General features: G+C 69.9%; 17 protein-coding genes, 1 tRNA gene and 1 pseudogene. 13 read left to right on the top strand and 6 right to left on the bottom strand.

The window, feature by feature from the left end:
- The first annotated feature begins 144 nt into the window (after positions 1 to 144).
- The 8 genes from clpS to IE225_RS08360 all read left to right on the top strand — a co-directional run bounded on the left by clpS (position 145) and on the right by IE225_RS08360 (position 5712).
- Positions 145 to 453: an ATP-dependent Clp protease adapter ClpS gene (gene clpS / locus IE225_RS08390; RefSeq protein WP_190056721.1), complete on the top strand. Its 309-nt coding sequence runs from the start codon at positions 145 to 147 to the stop codon at positions 451 to 453.
- A gap of 13 nt (positions 454 to 466) precedes the next feature.
- Complete coding sequence (locus tag IE225_RS08385; RefSeq protein WP_190056720.1) at positions 467 to 1072, top strand: DUF2017 domain-containing protein; 606 nt, start codon at positions 467 to 469, stop codon at positions 1070 to 1072.
- 342 nt (positions 1073 to 1414) lie between these two features.
- A complete protein-coding gene (locus tag IE225_RS08380; RefSeq protein WP_190056719.1) occupies positions 1415 to 2839 on the top strand; it encodes an amino acid permease in 1425 nt (474 codons plus the stop codon).
- A 75-nt stretch (positions 2840 to 2914) separates the two neighbouring features.
- The gene (locus IE225_RS08375) at positions 2915 to 3337 is read left to right on the top strand and encodes a M67 family metallopeptidase (RefSeq protein WP_190056718.1); all 423 of its coding nucleotides are present in this window, start codon (positions 2915 to 2917) and stop codon (positions 3335 to 3337) included.
- A gap of 77 nt (positions 3338 to 3414) precedes the next feature.
- Positions 3415 to 3510, top strand: a complete 96-nt coding sequence (locus IE225_RS33970) for a putative leader peptide (protein ID WP_019065921.1) — start codon at positions 3415 to 3417, stop codon at positions 3508 to 3510.
- 89 nt (positions 3511 to 3599) lie between these two features.
- Positions 3600 to 3878 (top strand): MoaD/ThiS family protein, encoded by a 279-nt coding sequence (locus IE225_RS08370; RefSeq protein WP_190056717.1) that lies wholly within the window; start codon positions 3600 to 3602, stop codon positions 3876 to 3878.
- An 18-nt stretch (positions 3879 to 3896) separates the two neighbouring features.
- The gene (locus IE225_RS08365) at positions 3897 to 4847 is read left to right on the top strand and encodes a PLP-dependent cysteine synthase family protein (protein ID WP_190056716.1); all 951 of its coding nucleotides are present in this window, start codon (positions 3897 to 3899) and stop codon (positions 4845 to 4847) included.
- A gap of 211 nt (positions 4848 to 5058) precedes the next feature.
- Positions 5059 to 5712, top strand: coding sequence for a hypothetical protein (locus IE225_RS08360; RefSeq protein WP_229879324.1), 654 nt, complete (start codon positions 5059 to 5061; stop codon positions 5710 to 5712).
- 1 nt (position 5713) lies between these two features.
- Here the strand turns inward: IE225_RS08360 and IE225_RS32960 are convergent.
- A pseudogene (locus IE225_RS32960) lies at positions 5714 to 6189 on the bottom strand (type II toxin-antitoxin system PemK/MazF family toxin).
- 226 nt (positions 6190 to 6415) lie between these two features.
- On the opposite strand from IE225_RS32960, the gene IE225_RS08355 reads away from it, so the two are divergent.
- Positions 6416 to 7168: an MBL fold metallo-hydrolase gene (locus IE225_RS08355; protein ID WP_190056715.1), complete on the top strand. Its 753-nt coding sequence runs from the start codon at positions 6416 to 6418 to the stop codon at positions 7166 to 7168.
- A 191-nt stretch (positions 7169 to 7359) separates the two neighbouring features.
- Here IE225_RS08355 and IE225_RS08350 read toward each other — a convergent pair whose 3' ends face one another.
- The gene (locus IE225_RS08350; protein ID WP_190056714.1) at positions 7360 to 8613 is read right to left on the bottom strand and encodes a PTS transporter subunit EIIC; all 1254 of its coding nucleotides are present in this window, start codon (positions 8611 to 8613) and stop codon (positions 7360 to 7362) included.
- A gap of 346 nt (positions 8614 to 8959) precedes the next feature.
- On the opposite strand from IE225_RS08350, the gene IE225_RS08345 reads away from it, so the two are divergent.
- The 4 genes from IE225_RS08345 (at position 8960) to rdgB (ending at position 11311) form a co-directional block, all read left to right on the top strand.
- On the top strand, positions 8960 to 9193 hold the full coding sequence (locus IE225_RS08345; protein ID WP_190056713.1) for a PTS sugar transporter subunit IIB: 234 nt from the start codon (positions 8960 to 8962) through the stop codon (positions 9191 to 9193).
- A 165-nt stretch (positions 9194 to 9358) separates the two neighbouring features.
- On the top strand, positions 9359 to 10096 hold the full coding sequence (rph, locus tag IE225_RS08340) for a ribonuclease PH (RefSeq protein ID WP_190056712.1): 738 nt from the start codon (positions 9359 to 9361) through the stop codon (positions 10094 to 10096).
- A 137-nt stretch (positions 10097 to 10233) separates the two neighbouring features.
- Entirely contained in the window at positions 10234 to 10665 is a 432-nt protein-coding gene (locus IE225_RS08335) for a hypothetical protein (RefSeq protein WP_190056711.1), read from the top strand.
- 43 nt (positions 10666 to 10708) lie between these two features.
- A complete protein-coding gene (gene rdgB / locus IE225_RS08330) occupies positions 10709 to 11311 on the top strand; it encodes an RdgB/HAM1 family non-canonical purine NTP pyrophosphatase (RefSeq protein WP_190056710.1) in 603 nt (200 codons plus the stop codon).
- Positions 11312 to 11352: 41 nt separating this feature from the next.
- Here rdgB and IE225_RS08325 read toward each other — a convergent pair.
- From IE225_RS08325 to bcp, 4 genes are all read right to left on the bottom strand, one after another.
- A tRNA-Leu gene (locus IE225_RS08325) sits at positions 11353 to 11437 on the bottom strand.
- Between the two features lie 28 nt (positions 11438 to 11465).
- Positions 11466 to 12125 carry an HNH endonuclease gene (locus tag IE225_RS08320; protein WP_190056709.1) on the bottom strand — a complete coding sequence of 220 codons (660 nt, stop codon included), beginning with the start codon at positions 12123 to 12125 and terminating at the stop codon, positions 11466 to 11468.
- Positions 12122 to 12775, bottom strand: a complete 654-nt coding sequence (locus IE225_RS08315) for an HNH endonuclease signature motif containing protein (RefSeq protein ID WP_190056708.1) — start codon at positions 12773 to 12775, stop codon at positions 12122 to 12124. The genes IE225_RS08320 and IE225_RS08315 overlap by 4 nt, the downstream gene beginning before the upstream one ends.
- A gap of 97 nt (positions 12776 to 12872) precedes the next feature.
- Complete coding sequence (gene bcp / locus IE225_RS08310) at positions 12873 to 13340, bottom strand: thioredoxin-dependent thiol peroxidase (protein ID WP_190056707.1); 468 nt, start codon at positions 13338 to 13340, stop codon at positions 12873 to 12875.
- Positions 13341 to 13389: the final 49 nt, after the last annotated feature.

The following is a 13389-nucleotide window of genomic DNA, read 5'->3' as shown; positions in this document are numbered from 1 at the left end:
CCGGACGCCCCCGGGCGGGCCCGGGGGCCCGGGGATCGTCCCCGGACGATGCAGCACGGCAACGGATGCTAAACCAATTTCGTCAGTTTGACGATTGTCGGCTTCGTTTGCACGGGTACCCCCGGGTGATGGCAGCATGGTCATGTGACGTCAGCCGCTCCCATCGAGATCGAACGCACCGAGTCGGCGGAGCAGTCCGCCGCCGTACCCGAGCCGGACGTCCCCTGGGTCACGATCGTCCACAACGACCCGGTCAACCTCATGAGCTATGTGACGTACGTCTTCCAGACGTACTTCGGATACTCGAAGGACAAGGCCACCAAGCTCATGCTCGACGTCCACCGCAAGGGCCGGGCGGTCGTCTCCAGCGGCACCCGCGAGGAGATGGAACGCGACGTGCAGGCGATGCACGGCTACGGTCTGTGGGCCACCCTCCAGCAGGACCGGAAGTAGCGAACTGCCTTTCATGCCCGGACACTTCGAACCGCTCCCCGGCGGCGGCGCGGCCGTCGCGCTCGACGCCGTCGAGATCTCCATCATCCGCTCGCTGACCGTGCAGCTCCTGGAGCTGATCGGCCCCGGCCCCGCCGAGGACGCCTCCGCCGACCCGCTGGCCGAGCTCTTCGCCGAGGGCCCGAGCCGCCCGCCCGCCGACCCGGCGCTGCACCGCCTCTTCCCCGACGCCTACCGCGACCCCGAGCAGCCGCCCGCCGACCCGCGGCAGGAGGCCGAGCAGCGCGCGCTGTCCGCCGAGTTCCGCCGCTACACCGAGAACGACCTGCGGGCCGGCAAGCGCGACAACGCCCTCGCCGTGATCCGCTCGCTGGACGCGCTCGCCGCGGCCGACGACGACGGCGGGGTGCTGGAGCTGTCGCCGCGGGAGAGCCGGCAGTGGCTCGGGGCGCTCAACGACCTGCGGCTGACGATCGGCTCCCGGCTGGAGATCACCGACGAGGACGACACCGACCTGCTCTACCGCCTCCCGGACGACGACCCGCGCAAACCGCTGGTGATGGCCTACCTCTGGCTGGGCGGGCTCCAGGAGACGCTCGTGCACACCCTTATGCCGTGATCTGCTCCGCCCTTATGCCGTGATCTGCTCCGGTTCGCCGTTCGCTCAGCGGACGCTCAAATCCGGATAACGATCCTGTTACCTCCACTGCCCGCTTTGCCCCCGTATGCGCTTTACGCCTGCCCGAAACTGTGGAGCGCATCACGTGCCGCCCAGGTGATCACTGTCGCGGGCGTGATACATCTTCACGACCGCCCGGCGAACGCCACCCCTGTTCCGTCGGGTGCGCCACCGAGCCGACAACCGTCGGCCAGGCACAAGCTCCAGCAATTCCGGGGGGATCGGGACCCGATCCGCGGCCGACTCAAGGCCCGGGTCGGCATGGAGAAAGGCGCACCACACATGACCTCAGCGCAGGTCGACAAGGACATCACCCCCGAGGAGGGGTACGAGCGCGGTCTCGGCAGCCGCCAGGTTCAGATGATCGCGATCGGCGGTGCCATCGGCGTCGGTCTGTTCCTGGGGGCCGGTGCCAACATCGCCAAGGCCGGACCCAGCCTCATCCTCATGTACGCCCTCGCCGGCGTGATCATCTTCTTCATCATGAGGGCCCTGGGCGAGCTGCTGCTCTACCGCCCGGTCTCGGGCTCCTTCGCCGAGTACTCCCGCGAGTTCCTCGGCCCGTTCTTCGGCTACTTCACCGGCTGGACGTACTGGCTGATGTGGGTCGTCACCGGCATGGCCGAGCTCACGGCCGCCGCGATCTACGTCAACTACTGGTTCCCGTCCGTCCCGCAATGGGTGACGGCCCTGGTCTTCCTGGTCGTGCTCTATGTCGCGAACCTGATCTCGGTGAAGCTGTTCGGCGAGATCGAGTTCTGGTTCTCGATGGTCAAGGTGACCGCCCTCATCGGCATGATCGTCATCGGTCTCGGCGTGCTGACCTTCGGCTTCAGCGCGGCCGGCGACACCGCCTCGGTCTCCAACCTGTGGGCCTTCGACGGCTTCTTCCCCAAGGGCATCGGCTCGTCCCTGATGACCCTGCAGGGCGTGATGTTCGCCTACCTCGCCGTCGAGCTGGTCGGCGTCACCGCCGGCGAGTCGGAGAATCCGGAGAAGACCCTCCCCAAGGCCATCAACACCCTGCCCTGGCGTATCGCGCTGTTCTACGTCGGCGCCCTCACCGTCATCCTGTGCGTGGTGAAGTGGACCGAGTTCGCGGCCGGGGTGAGCCCCTTCGTGAAGGCGTTCGCGGTCATCGGCATCCCGGCCGGCGCCGGCATCGTCAACTTCGTCGTGCTGACCGCGGCCCTGTCCTCCTGCAACTCCGGCATGTACTCCACCGGCCGCATGCTGCGCACCCTGGCCGACAACGGCGAGGCGCCCAAGGTCTTCACCCGCCTGTCCGCCTCCAAGACCCCGGCGCTCGGCATCTCGGTCTCCGTGGCCTTCATGGCGATCGGCGTGGTCCTCAACTACGTCGTCCCGGAGAAGGCGTTCGGCTACGTCACCTCCGTCGCCACCGCCGCCGGCATCTGGACCTGGCTGATGATCCTCGTCAGCCACGTCCTGTACCGCCGCGCGGTGCAGCAGGGCCGCCTGCGTGCCTCGGCCTTCCCGGCGCCGGGCGGCGCGGTGTCCTCCTGGATCGCCATCGCCTTCCTGGTCTTCGTCACCGGCCTGATCGCCTACGACGCCGACTCCCGCGTCTGCCTGTACGTGATGGCCGTGTGGTCCGTCGCCCTGGGCATCGGCTGGGCGGTGCTGAAGGTGCGCAACCCGCAGGTCACCGAGCGCCGCGCACCGGAGCTCGAGAAGGTCGGCTGACCCCGCTTCTCAGCATCCGGGCCGCCCCGTACCAACCCTCGGTACGGGGCGGCCCTTCTGCTTATCCTGACGCTCATGCTGACCATCACCCAGGCCCTCGTCGACCAGATCGTCGCCCACGCCCGCAAGGACCACCCGGACGAGGCGTGCGGCGTCGTCGCCGGCCCGGCCGGCACCGACCGCCCCGAACGCTTCGTGCCGATGCTGAACGCGGCCCGCTCGCCCACCTTCTACGAGTTCGACTCCCAGGACCTGCTGAAGCTGTACCGCGAGATGGACGACCGCGACGAGGAACCCGTGGTCATCTACCACTCCCACACGGCCACCGAGGCCTACCCCTCCCGCACCGACATCTCCTACGCCAACGAGCCCGGCGCCCACTACGTCCTGGTCTCCACCGCCGACACCGACGGCCTCGGCGAATTCCAGTTCCGCTCCTTCCGCATCGTGGAAGGAGAGGTCACCGAGGAGGAAGTGAAGATCGTGGATTCCTACTGACCGCACTTCGGTCAGAATTCATCCAGCATGCGAGATCACATTCCAGGAAGCGGACCGGGAATCGATACGATGAACCCATGGTTCTCCTCGACGTGAGCGACAAGGCGCCGGGCACCCTGCTCGTGGCGCGGCTGCACGTCGACCTGTGCAGGCTGAACAGCGCCATCTGTTGACGCATCCCTGCGCCGTACGGCCGTGTGCCGCGGCGCGGCGCCGCGCGCCCACCGACCAGACGAACCCCTTCCGACAGGAGCCCCTTGCCATGGCCATCGAGGTCCGCATCCCGACCATCCTCCGCCAGTACACCGACGGGCAGAAGGCGGTGGAGGGAAAAGGTGACACCCTCGCCGAACTCTTCGCCGACCTCGAATCCCGCCACCCGGGCATCCAGGCCCGCCTGGTGGACGGAGGCGAGCTGCGCCGCTTCGTGAACGTCTACCTCAACGACGAGGACGTCCGCTTCCTCGACGGCATCAACACCAAGGTCGCCGACGGCGACAACGTGACCATCCTGCCGGCCGTGGCCGGCGGTATGGCCTGACTTGGTCACCGATCACCGATGCGTTACGACTCCCCGCTCGCCGCGGTCGGCAACACCCCCCTGGTGCACCTGCCGCGGCTGTCGCCGTCCGCCGACGTCCGCATCTGGGCGAAGCTGGAGGACCGCAACCCGACCGGCTCGGTCAAGGACCGCCCCGCCCTGTACATGATCGAACAGGCGGAGAAGGACGGCCGGCTCACCCCGGGCTGCACCATCCTGGAACCCACCTCCGGCAACACCGGCATCTCCCTCGCCATGGCCGCCAAGCTCAAGGGCTACCGCATGGTGTGCGTGATGCCGGAGAACACCTCCCAGGAGCGCCGGGACCTGCTCGCCATGTGGGGCGCGGAGATCATCTCCTCCCCGGCCGCGGGCGGTTCCAACACCGCCGTACGCGTCGCCAAGGAACTGGCCGCCGAGCACCCCGACTGGGTGATGCTCTACCAGTACGGCAACCCGGACAACGCCGGCGCCCACTACGCCACCACCGGCCCGGAGATCCTCTCCGACCTCCCCTCCGTCACCCACTTCGTCGCCGGCCTCGGCACCACCGGCACGCTCATGGGCGTCGGCCGCTACCTGCGCGAGCACAAGCCGGACGTGAGGATCGTCGCCGCCGAACCGCGCTACGACGACCTGGTGTACGGGCTGCGCAACCTCGACGAGGGCTTCGTACCGGAGCTGTACGACGCCTCGGTCCTGACCACCCGCTTCTCCGTCGGCTCCGCCGACGCCGTCGCCCGCACCCGCGAACTGCTGCAGCAAGAAGGCATCTTCGCGGGCGTCTCCACCGGCGCCGCCCTGCACGCCGCGCTCGGCGTCGGGCAGAAGGCCGTCCGGGCGGGCGAGAGCGCCGACATCGTGTTCGTCGTGGCCGACGGCGGCTGGAAGTACCTGTCCACCGGCGTCTACACCGCGGCCACCACCGAGGAGGCCGTCGAGAAACTCCACGGACAGCTCTGGGCGTGACAGCGGCGTACCGACAGCCGTAGGCCGTAGGCGGACGGCGGGCCCCACGCAGTATCCGGGGCCCGCCGTCCGCCGTTTTCCGCCCCGCCCCCGGACGCGGGCACGGGCACGGGCGGGCGGGGGCAGGGCGGATCCCGGAGCGCCCCGGAAACGTCCCATCGGCACACGGGCGGACACCCGCGCGAGCAGACAGCCGGCAGGAGGACAGCCCATGCGCCGTACGACGTCCCAGCCGTCCCAGCCGTCCCAGATGTCGCAGACGTCCCAGCCGTCCCAGACGTCGCAGACATCCCACCGGACCGGGACCGTCCTGCGAACGGTGACCACCCTCGCCGCCGCCACCGCGGCAGCGGGACTCCTCGCGGGCTGCGGCACGCACGACGACGACGGCGGTACGGCGCCCCCGTCCCGCACCCCCTCCGCCTCCGCACCCTCGTCCGCCACCCCGCCGTCCGCCCCCGTGTCCCCGCCGTCCACCCCCGCCACCCCGCCGGGCCCGCCGTCCGCCCCGCCCTCCGGCACCTCCCGCGCCGGCTGCGTCCCCCGGGCGCAGCTCACCGCCGCCGACACCGGCCGCACCGTCTGCCTCACCGCCGGCGGGCAGGTGCGGCTCACGCTGGACGGCGACCCGGAACGGCCGTGGACACCCGTACGGGCCACCGGACACGTGCTGGAACCGATCAACACGGGCATCGTCGTCCTCCCCGGCGACGCCCTCGCCGCCTACCGGGCCACCGCCCCCGGCACGTCACGGCTGACCTCCTCCCGCCCGCTGTGCGCGAACGCGAGCGCGAGCCGCCCCGGCCGCATCGCGTGCCAGGGCATCCAGAGCTGGACGGTGACCGTACGGATCGTCCGGCCGTGAATCAGCCCGCGAGACGCCGCACCCGCTCCCACAGCGCCGGATCGACCCTCCCGACCCGGCGGCGGAAGTCCCCCACCGGAACCCGACACAGCCCGTCCGTCTCCAGGAAGCCGGCGCGGCCCCGGGCGTCACCCACCGAGCCGGGCGGCAGCGGGACGACACCGGCGCCCCCGCACGGCGACGGCCGGTGATCCTCGCGACGGTGGCCAGGTCGCCGCGGACCGACAGCACCAGGCAGGGGCGCTCCCCACCGGGCCCGAAACCCTCCTCCCCGTACGGGACGGCCGCCCACCAGATCTCCGCCGGGCGCGGCCGGACCCCCGCCCCGCGGCCCGCGCGCAGCCCGGCGGAACGCGCCCGCCGGGCACCGGACGCATTCCGGGCTGCGCGGTGGCCGCGGCCCCAGCCGTCGACGAGCGTGGCGACCAGAGCGAGCAGCGCCACCGCCGCGAGCACCGGCCACCAGGACGTGTCCATACCGCCGACGCTACCGGCGCGCGATCCTGAAAGTGCGCCCCCTCACCGGCCTCGCACACTCCGAATCCAGCCGAACCGGTGACAGCGCAGGTGAGTTCGCCCACAACGGCCCCTGGCGGAGGAGCGACCGGAGGTTTTGCGCCTTACGCTCGACAAACCGCACGACCCCCGTCGCCCTCCTCCCGATATTCCCGCCAGATTTCCCGCCAGCGGAGGTTTCTGCTTTATGAAGCTCACCGTCGTCGGCTGCTCGGGGTCGTTCCCGTCCGCGGAGTCGGCCTGCTCGAGCTACCTCGTCGAGGCCGACGGCTTCCGGCTGCTGCTCGACATGGGCAACGGCGCCCTGGGCGAGCTGCAGCGCCACTGCGGTCTCTACGACCTCGACGCGATCTTCCTCAGCCACCTGCACGCCGACCACTGCATCGACATGTGCGCGTACTTCGTGGCGCGCTACTACCGGCACGACGGGGGCCGCTGCGCGCCGCTGCCCGTCTACGGCCCCGAAGGCACCGAGCACCGCCTGACGACGGCCTACGCCGACACCCCCACCGCCTCCTCGATGAGCGAGGTCTTCGACTTCCACACCGTCAAGCCGGGCACGTTCGAGATCGGGCCGTTCACGGTGCACACCGAACGGGTCGCACACCCCGTGGAGGCGTACGGCATCCGCATCGAACACGGCGGAAGGTCGCTGACGTACTCCGGCGACACGGGCGTGAGCCAAGCACTGGTCGAACTCGCCCGGGACGCCGACCTGTTCCTGTGCGAGGCGGCGTTCACACACGGCAAGGAGGACATCCCCAACCTGCACCTCAACGGCCGCGAGGCGGGCCGGACCGCCGCCCTGGCCGGCGCCCGGCGCCTGGTGCTCACCCACATCCCGCCGTGGACGGACCCCGAGATCAACCTCCGCGACGCCCGCGAGGTGTTCGACGGCCCGGTGGAACTGGCCCGACCCCGGACGACGTACGAGATCTGAGGACACCCGCGCTCCGCGGACGCACGCGCTCCGAAGACACGCACGCTCCGCGGACACCCGCGCTCCGCGGACGCACGCGGCTACGAGACCCGTGCGCACGCACACCAAGGCCGTACGCATGCCGAGGCCCCGGAACCCTGTTGCTTGGGCTTGGGTTCCGGGGCCTCGTGGCGTCGGTCGGGGCGCCGCCGTCACGCCTTGGTGGTGTCCTCGACCTCCTCCTCGGGCTCACGGCCCGGGGTCGGCAGGTCGAACTTGACGATCGCGAAGCGGAAGGTCACGTAGTAGATCGCCGCGAACACCAAGCCGATCGGGATGATCAACCATGGCTTCGTCGCCAGGTGCCAGTTCAGCACGTAGTCGATGAAGCCCGCCGAGAAGTTGAAGCCGGCGTGGACGCCCAGACCCCAGGTGACGGCCATCGATACGGCGGTGAGCACGGCGTGCAGCACGTACAGCAGCGGCGCGATGAACAGGAACGAGAACTCGATCGGCTCGGTGACACCGGTGACGAACGAGGTCAGCGCCAGCGAGATCATCATGCCGAGCACGGCCTTGCGGCGCTCGGGGCGGGCGCAGTGCGCGATGGCGAGCGCAGCGGCCGGCAGACCGAACATCATGATCGGGAAGAAGCCGGACTGGAACAGACCGGCGGACGGGTCACCGGCCAGGAAACGGGTGATGTCGCCGTGCACGACCTCGCCCGCGGCATTCTTGTAGTCACCGAGCTGGAACCAGGCCACCGTGTTGACGAACTGGTGCATGCCCACCGGGATCAACGCACGGTTCACCGCGCCGAACAGGGCCGCGCCGCCCGCGCCCAGACCGGTCATCCACTCGCCGAAGTTGCTGATGCCGGTGCCGATCGGCTTCCAGATCAGTGCGAAGACGACTCCCACCACGATGCCGACGAAGGCCATGATGATCGGCACCAGCCGGCGGCCGTTGAAGAAGCCCAGCCAGTCCACCAGCTTCGTACGGTGGAAGCGCTGCCAGAGCACCGCGGCGAGCAGGCCCATGAGGATGCCGCCGAGCACACCCGGGTCGTTGTAGGTGGCCTCGACGATCTTCCCGTTCTCTATGTGCTGCTCGGTCAGCGGAAAGGCCTGCAGGACCTTGCTGTAGACGAGGAAGCCCACCACCGCGGCCAGGGCGGTGGAACCGTCGGCCTTCTTGGCGAAGCCGATGGCGACGCCAATACAGAACAGGAGCGGCAGGGCGCCGGTCAGCGCGCCACCCGCGTTGCCGAAGACGGCGGCGACCTTGTCCCAGCCCAGCCCGTCCTTGCCGAAGATGTCATCCTGGCCGAGCCGCACCATGATGCCCGCCGCCGGCAGGACGGCGATCGGGAGCTGCAGGCTGCGGCCGACCTTCTGCAGGCCCTGGAACAGTCCGGATCCGCGCTTCTTCGCGGGAGGCGCCGTCGTCGCTGTGGCGGTGCTCATAGGTCCTCCATCGGGTGGTGGTCTACACCACTGGTTTAGACCACGTTTGTAGCACGATGAAGGCAGGATAAGGAACCCGCGGTTCCCGTCTCCGTTGTTACGTTTTGGGATGCCCCGGATCCGCCCGCCCGGACCGGCCCCCGCGATCACGAACCGGAACACCGCGCAGTCGGCCGGGCTCACCGGAAACCGGGGTTTGGCGACCGCCCGAAAGGTGGTGTAGACCAGTCGCGGGCGGTTCCGCCGACGCGACACCGTCGTCCCGGCACGTCCGACGCGGCCGCCGGGAAAGATGGGCCAACTGAGGATTACTGCGACAAAGCGGTTCGGATCAGGGAGAAACAAGATGGCCAGCAAGGCTGAGAAGATCGTCGCCGGACTCGGCGGCATCGACAACATCGAGGAGATCGAAGGCTGCATCACCCGCCTGCGGGTCGAGGTCGCCGACGCCTCCCTGGTCGACGACGCCGCCCTCAAGAGCGCCGGCGCCCACGGCGTCGTCAAGATGGGCACCGCCGTCCAGGTCGTCATCGGCACCGACGCCGACCCGATCGCCGCCGAGATCGAAGACCTCATGTGAGCAGAGACCTCATGTGAGCAGAGCCCATACTCCGCGACAAGCGACACGCACGCCATGACATGAGAGGACGGGCGGGTCCCGGCCACCCGCCCGCCCCCTCACCCACAAAGAGCCCCTCCACCCGCGGAAGCAGCCCCCCGCACCCCTCCGGCTAGGCTCGGCCGCATGTCACGCATCGACGGCCGCACCCCCGAACAACTCCGCCCCGTCACCATCGAACGCGGCTGGAGCAAACACGCCGAAGGCTCCGTCCTCATCTCCTTCGGCGACACCAAAGTCCTGTGCACCGCCTCCTTCACCGAAGGCGTCCCGCGCTGGCGCAAGGGCAGCGGCGAAGGCTGGGTCACCGCGGAATACTCCATGCTCCCCCGCGCCACCAACACCCGCGGCGACCGCGAATCCGTCAAAGGCAGGATCGGCGGCCGCACCCACGAAATCTCCCGCCTCATCGGCCGCTCCCTGCGCTCGGTCGTCGACTACAAAGCCCTCGGCGAGAACACCGTCGTCCTCGACTGCGACGTCCTCCAAGCCGACGGCGGCACCCGCACCGCCGCCATCACCGGCGCCTACGTCGCCCTCGCCGACGCCATCACCTGGGCCCGCGCCAAAAAACTCCTCAAACCCGGCCGCCAGCCCCTGACCGGCACGGTCGCCGCCGTCTCCGTCGGCATCGTCGCCGGCACCCCCCTCCTCGACCTCTGCTACGAAGAGGACGTACGCGCCGAAACCGACATGAACGTCGTCTGCACCGGCGACGGCCGCTTCGTCGAAGTCCAGGGCACCGCCGAAGCCGTCCCCTTCGCCCGCGCCGAACTCGACACCCTCCTCGACCTCGCCGTCCTCGGCTGCACCGAACTCGCCACCCTCCAGCAGACGGCACTCCAAACCGCGGCCACCGACTGACAAACACCCGGACCCACCACGCCGAGGTGGCCGGCCGGGCACGGGCAACCCCACCGGCCACCACCGCGTCCCTACGGATGCCCTACCGCCCTACGCCCTACGGATGCCGACGACCCGTTCCAGGGGGAGGAACACAGGTGACACCAGCCGGCCACCGCACCCACCGCAGCCGCCGACACCGCCGCACCACCACCGCCGCAGCCCTCGCGGCCGCCGCCCTGACCACCGCCCTGACCACCGCCCTGACGACCGGCTGCAGCGCCGTCGACAAAGCCCTCGACTGCGTCCAGACCGCCGACACCATCGCCGACAGCGTCACCGACCTCCAGCAGGCAGTGGAGAACGCCTCGAACGACCCCACACAGATCGACGACGCCCTCACCACCATCGACAAAAACCTGAACAAGATCGGCGACCACACCGACAACACCGACGTCAACAAAGCCGTCGACGACCTCAGACACGCCGTCGACAACGTCCGCACCGCGGTGAAAAACGGCGACGACACCCCCGACCTCGGCCCGGTCACCGACGCCGCCGGCGAACTCACCAAGGTCTGCACCCCATGACCACACCCACGCGCACCGGAACACCGACGCGATACTGAACGGCATGACCCGCCTGATCCTCGCCACCCGCAACACCGGAAAGATCACCGAACTCAGGGCCATCCTCACCGAGGCCGGCCTCCCGCACGACCTCGTCGGCACCGACGCCTTCCCCGACGCACCCGACGTCAGAGAAACCGGCGTCACCTTCGCCGAAAACGCCCTCCTCAAGGCCCACACCCTCGCCCGCGCCACCGGCCTGCCCGCCGTCGCCGACGACTCCGGCCTCTGCGTCGACGTCCTCGGCGGCGCCCCCGGCATCTTCTCCGCCCGCTGGGCCGGCCGCCACGGCGACGACAAAGCCAACCTCGACCTGCTCCTCGCCCAGCTCGCCGACGTCCCCGACGAACACCGCGGCGCCCACTTCGCCTGCGCCGCGGCCCTCGCCCTGCCGGACGGCACGGAACGGGTCGTCGAGGGCCGCCTGACCGGCACCCTGCGCCGCGAACCGGCCGGCACCAACGGCTTCGGCTACGACCCGATCCTCCAGCCCGAGGGCGAGACGAGGACCTGCGCGGAACTGACCCCCGAGGAGAAGAACGCGATCAGCCACCGGGGCAAGGCGTTCCGGGCCCTGGTGCCGGTGGTGCGGGAGTTGCTGGGGTGAGATACGCGGAAGGGGCCGCCCTCTCGGACGGCCCCCGCGCGTGCGGCCGGTGGGACTCGAACCCACACGGGCTTTCGCCCAAGGGCACCTAAAACCCTCGCGTGCTGCCTATTTCGCCACGGCCGCGCAGCCGACATGCTACCGGTGGTGCACCTCATATCTGCGCGGGCCTACGGCGACCTCCCCTGCACCAGGTGCTCGTGACCGCGTGGCAGTTGGGGCACAGCAACCGCAGGTTCTCGCGCCGGTCGTCGCTCCGGTCCCCGTTGACGTGATCGACCTCCAGCGTCATCGGTCTGCCGAACCATTCGGGGCCGGTACCGCACTCGGCGCACTCCTCGGGTACGCCCACCTCGCGCAGCGCACGGCGCAGCAGGTGGGTCCTGGTGCGCCGCCCGCCGTCGTGCTTGACCAGGATGTCCTCGGGACACTTGGTCAGGGCAGGGCGTGACCTGCCCCGGCTGTGCGCCTGCCCGAGGAAGTGCGCGGTCGGGATGTCTTCGTCAGCGATCCACCGGCGCAGGAGTGCCCGCTGCGTCCCGCTGTCCGGCCGTCCGAGGCGGCGCAGCACCTCGGCGATGGACACCGACTGCGCGACCGCCTCGCGCAGGTCTTCCGATGCGGGCCGGGGCGGTCGGCCCGGGCGGCTGAAATGGGAGATGTCGATCTCGAAATGAGCGAAGCGCCTCGCGAGATAGCGGTCGAGCTTGGCGTACGGGCGTGCGCCGAAGAAGGCGATCACCTCGTCGATGCTCGAGCACTGCTCGGCCGCGTGCGTCAGCCGCTCGCGCGTGTACCGGATGCCGTTGCTCATGCGGTTGCGTCCCGCGTGCCCCGCTTGCCGCGTCCTCGGTAACGGTCCGTGGTCGAGTGGCAGTTGGGGCACAGGAACCGGAGATTCTCCAGCCGGTTGTCGCGCCAGTTGCCGTCGATGTGATCGACCTCGAGCGGGAGTGGATGGCCTCGCCAGACCGGCCCGGTGCCGCACCGGGCACATCGCTCCGGTACGCCCGAGGCCGTCATCGCCCACTTGAGGCGGTCGCTCGGTGTGCGCCGGGCCCGGTCGGCGGGCTGCTCGACGAGGAACGCCTCCGGCCTCCGGGGTCGCCGGGTCCTGCCGCGCTGGGTCGGCACTCGAAAGTGCGACGTGTCGATGCCGTACGCCCTGATCCGTCGGCTGATGTGCGCATGGTGGCCGCCGACAGCGTCGAGCCCCAGGTGGCGCAGCACCTCGTACATGTTGGCCGACGCCGAAACCGCCTCCTGAAGAACCTCCCGTGTCCACTTCACCCCCTCCCGCTCGAAGTGGGTGACGTCGACGCCGAGCTTCTTCATCCGCTCCCACACGTACCGCCGTGTGGAACTGCGCGGATCCACCCCCAGTCGCTCCAGTGCCTCCGACAGCGTCCGTGCCCCGCGGGCCGCCTCCTGCAGCCGTTCCCTGGTGTACGGGCTGGCTCCCATCCGGATCCCCCTCCGTGTTCGGCCATGTGTTCATGGCCTCGCACGGAGTAACGAACCGGAGGGCGGGTGGTCACGCGGGGCGGTGGGGCGGGACGGGTCAGATCCCCAGGTCTTTGATGATCTTGGCCACGTGGCCGGTCGCCTTCACGTTGTACAGCGCCCGCTCGACGCGTCCCTCCTCGTCGACGACGACCGTGGAGCGGATGACGCCGACGACGGTCTTGCCGTAGAGCTTCTTCTCGCCGTAGGCGCCGTAGGCCTCCAGGACCTTCTTGTCGGGGTCGGAGAGGAGGGTGACCTTGAGGGATTCCTTGTCGCGGAACTTGGCGAGCTTCTCGGGCTTGTCGGGGGAGATGCCGATGACGTCGTAGCCGGCGCCCGTCAGCAGCTCCAGGTTGTCGGTGAAGTCGCAGGCCTGCTTGGTGCAGCCCGGGGTGAGGGCGGCGGGGTAGAAGTAGACGATGACCTTGCGGCCCCGGTGGTCGGCGAGGGAGACCTCGCGGCCGTCGGCGTCGGGGAGGGTGAAGGCGGGGGCCGGGTCGCCGGGCTGGAGTCGCTCGGTCATCGCAGGTCTCCTCCAAGGGTGCGGGGCGTGTGCGTGCCGTCCCGAGCCT

The organism is Streptomyces echinoruber, assembly GCF_014651135.1.
GTDB lineage: Bacteria > Actinomycetota > Actinomycetes > Streptomycetales > Streptomycetaceae > Streptomyces > Streptomyces echinoruber.
Note: the sequence above shows the minus strand (reverse complement) of the source record. Positions and strands in the feature narration are given on the sequence as shown.

Excerpts from the sequence above, each read along its gene's own strand:
- IE225_RS08385 (WP_190056720.1), top strand. The coding sequence starts at position 467 with ATGCCCGGACACTTCGAACCGCTCCCCGGCGGCGGCGCGGCCGTCGCG.
- IE225_RS08380 (WP_190056719.1), top strand. The coding sequence starts at position 1,415 with ATGACCTCAGCGCAGGTCGACAAGGACATCACCCCCGAGGAGGGGTAC.
- IE225_RS08375 (WP_190056718.1), top strand. The coding sequence starts at position 2,915 with ATGCTGACCATCACCCAGGCCCTCGTCGACCAGATCGTCGCCCACGCC.
- IE225_RS33970 (WP_019065921.1), top strand. The coding sequence starts at position 3,415 with ATGGTTCTCCTCGACGTGAGCGACAAGGCGCCGGGCACCCTGCTCGTG.
- IE225_RS08370 (WP_190056717.1), top strand. The coding sequence starts at position 3,600 with ATGGCCATCGAGGTCCGCATCCCGACCATCCTCCGCCAGTACACCGAC.
- IE225_RS08365 (WP_190056716.1), top strand. The coding sequence starts at position 3,897 with ATGCGTTACGACTCCCCGCTCGCCGCGGTCGGCAACACCCCCCTGGTG.
- IE225_RS08360 (WP_229879324.1), top strand. The coding sequence starts at position 5,059 with ATGCGCCGTACGACGTCCCAGCCGTCCCAGCCGTCCCAGATGTCGCAG.
- IE225_RS08355 (WP_190056715.1), top strand. The coding sequence starts at position 6,416 with ATGAAGCTCACCGTCGTCGGCTGCTCGGGGTCGTTCCCGTCCGCGGAG.
- IE225_RS08350 (WP_190056714.1), bottom strand. The coding sequence starts at position 8,613 with ATGAGCACCGCCACAGCGACGACGGCGCCTCCCGCGAAGAAGCGCGGA.
- IE225_RS08345 (WP_190056713.1), top strand. The coding sequence starts at position 8,960 with ATGGCCAGCAAGGCTGAGAAGATCGTCGCCGGACTCGGCGGCATCGAC.
- rph (WP_190056712.1), top strand. The coding sequence starts at position 9,359 with ATGTCACGCATCGACGGCCGCACCCCCGAACAACTCCGCCCCGTCACC.
- rdgB (WP_190056710.1), top strand. The coding sequence starts at position 10,709 with ATGACCCGCCTGATCCTCGCCACCCGCAACACCGGAAAGATCACCGAA.
- IE225_RS08320 (WP_190056709.1), bottom strand. The coding sequence starts at position 12,125 with ATGAGCAACGGCATCCGGTACACGCGCGAGCGGCTGACGCACGCGGCC.
- IE225_RS08315 (WP_190056708.1), bottom strand. The coding sequence starts at position 12,775 with ATGGGAGCCAGCCCGTACACCAGGGAACGGCTGCAGGAGGCGGCCCGC.
- bcp (WP_190056707.1), bottom strand. The coding sequence starts at position 13,340 with ATGACCGAGCGACTCCAGCCCGGCGACCCGGCCCCCGCCTTCACCCTC.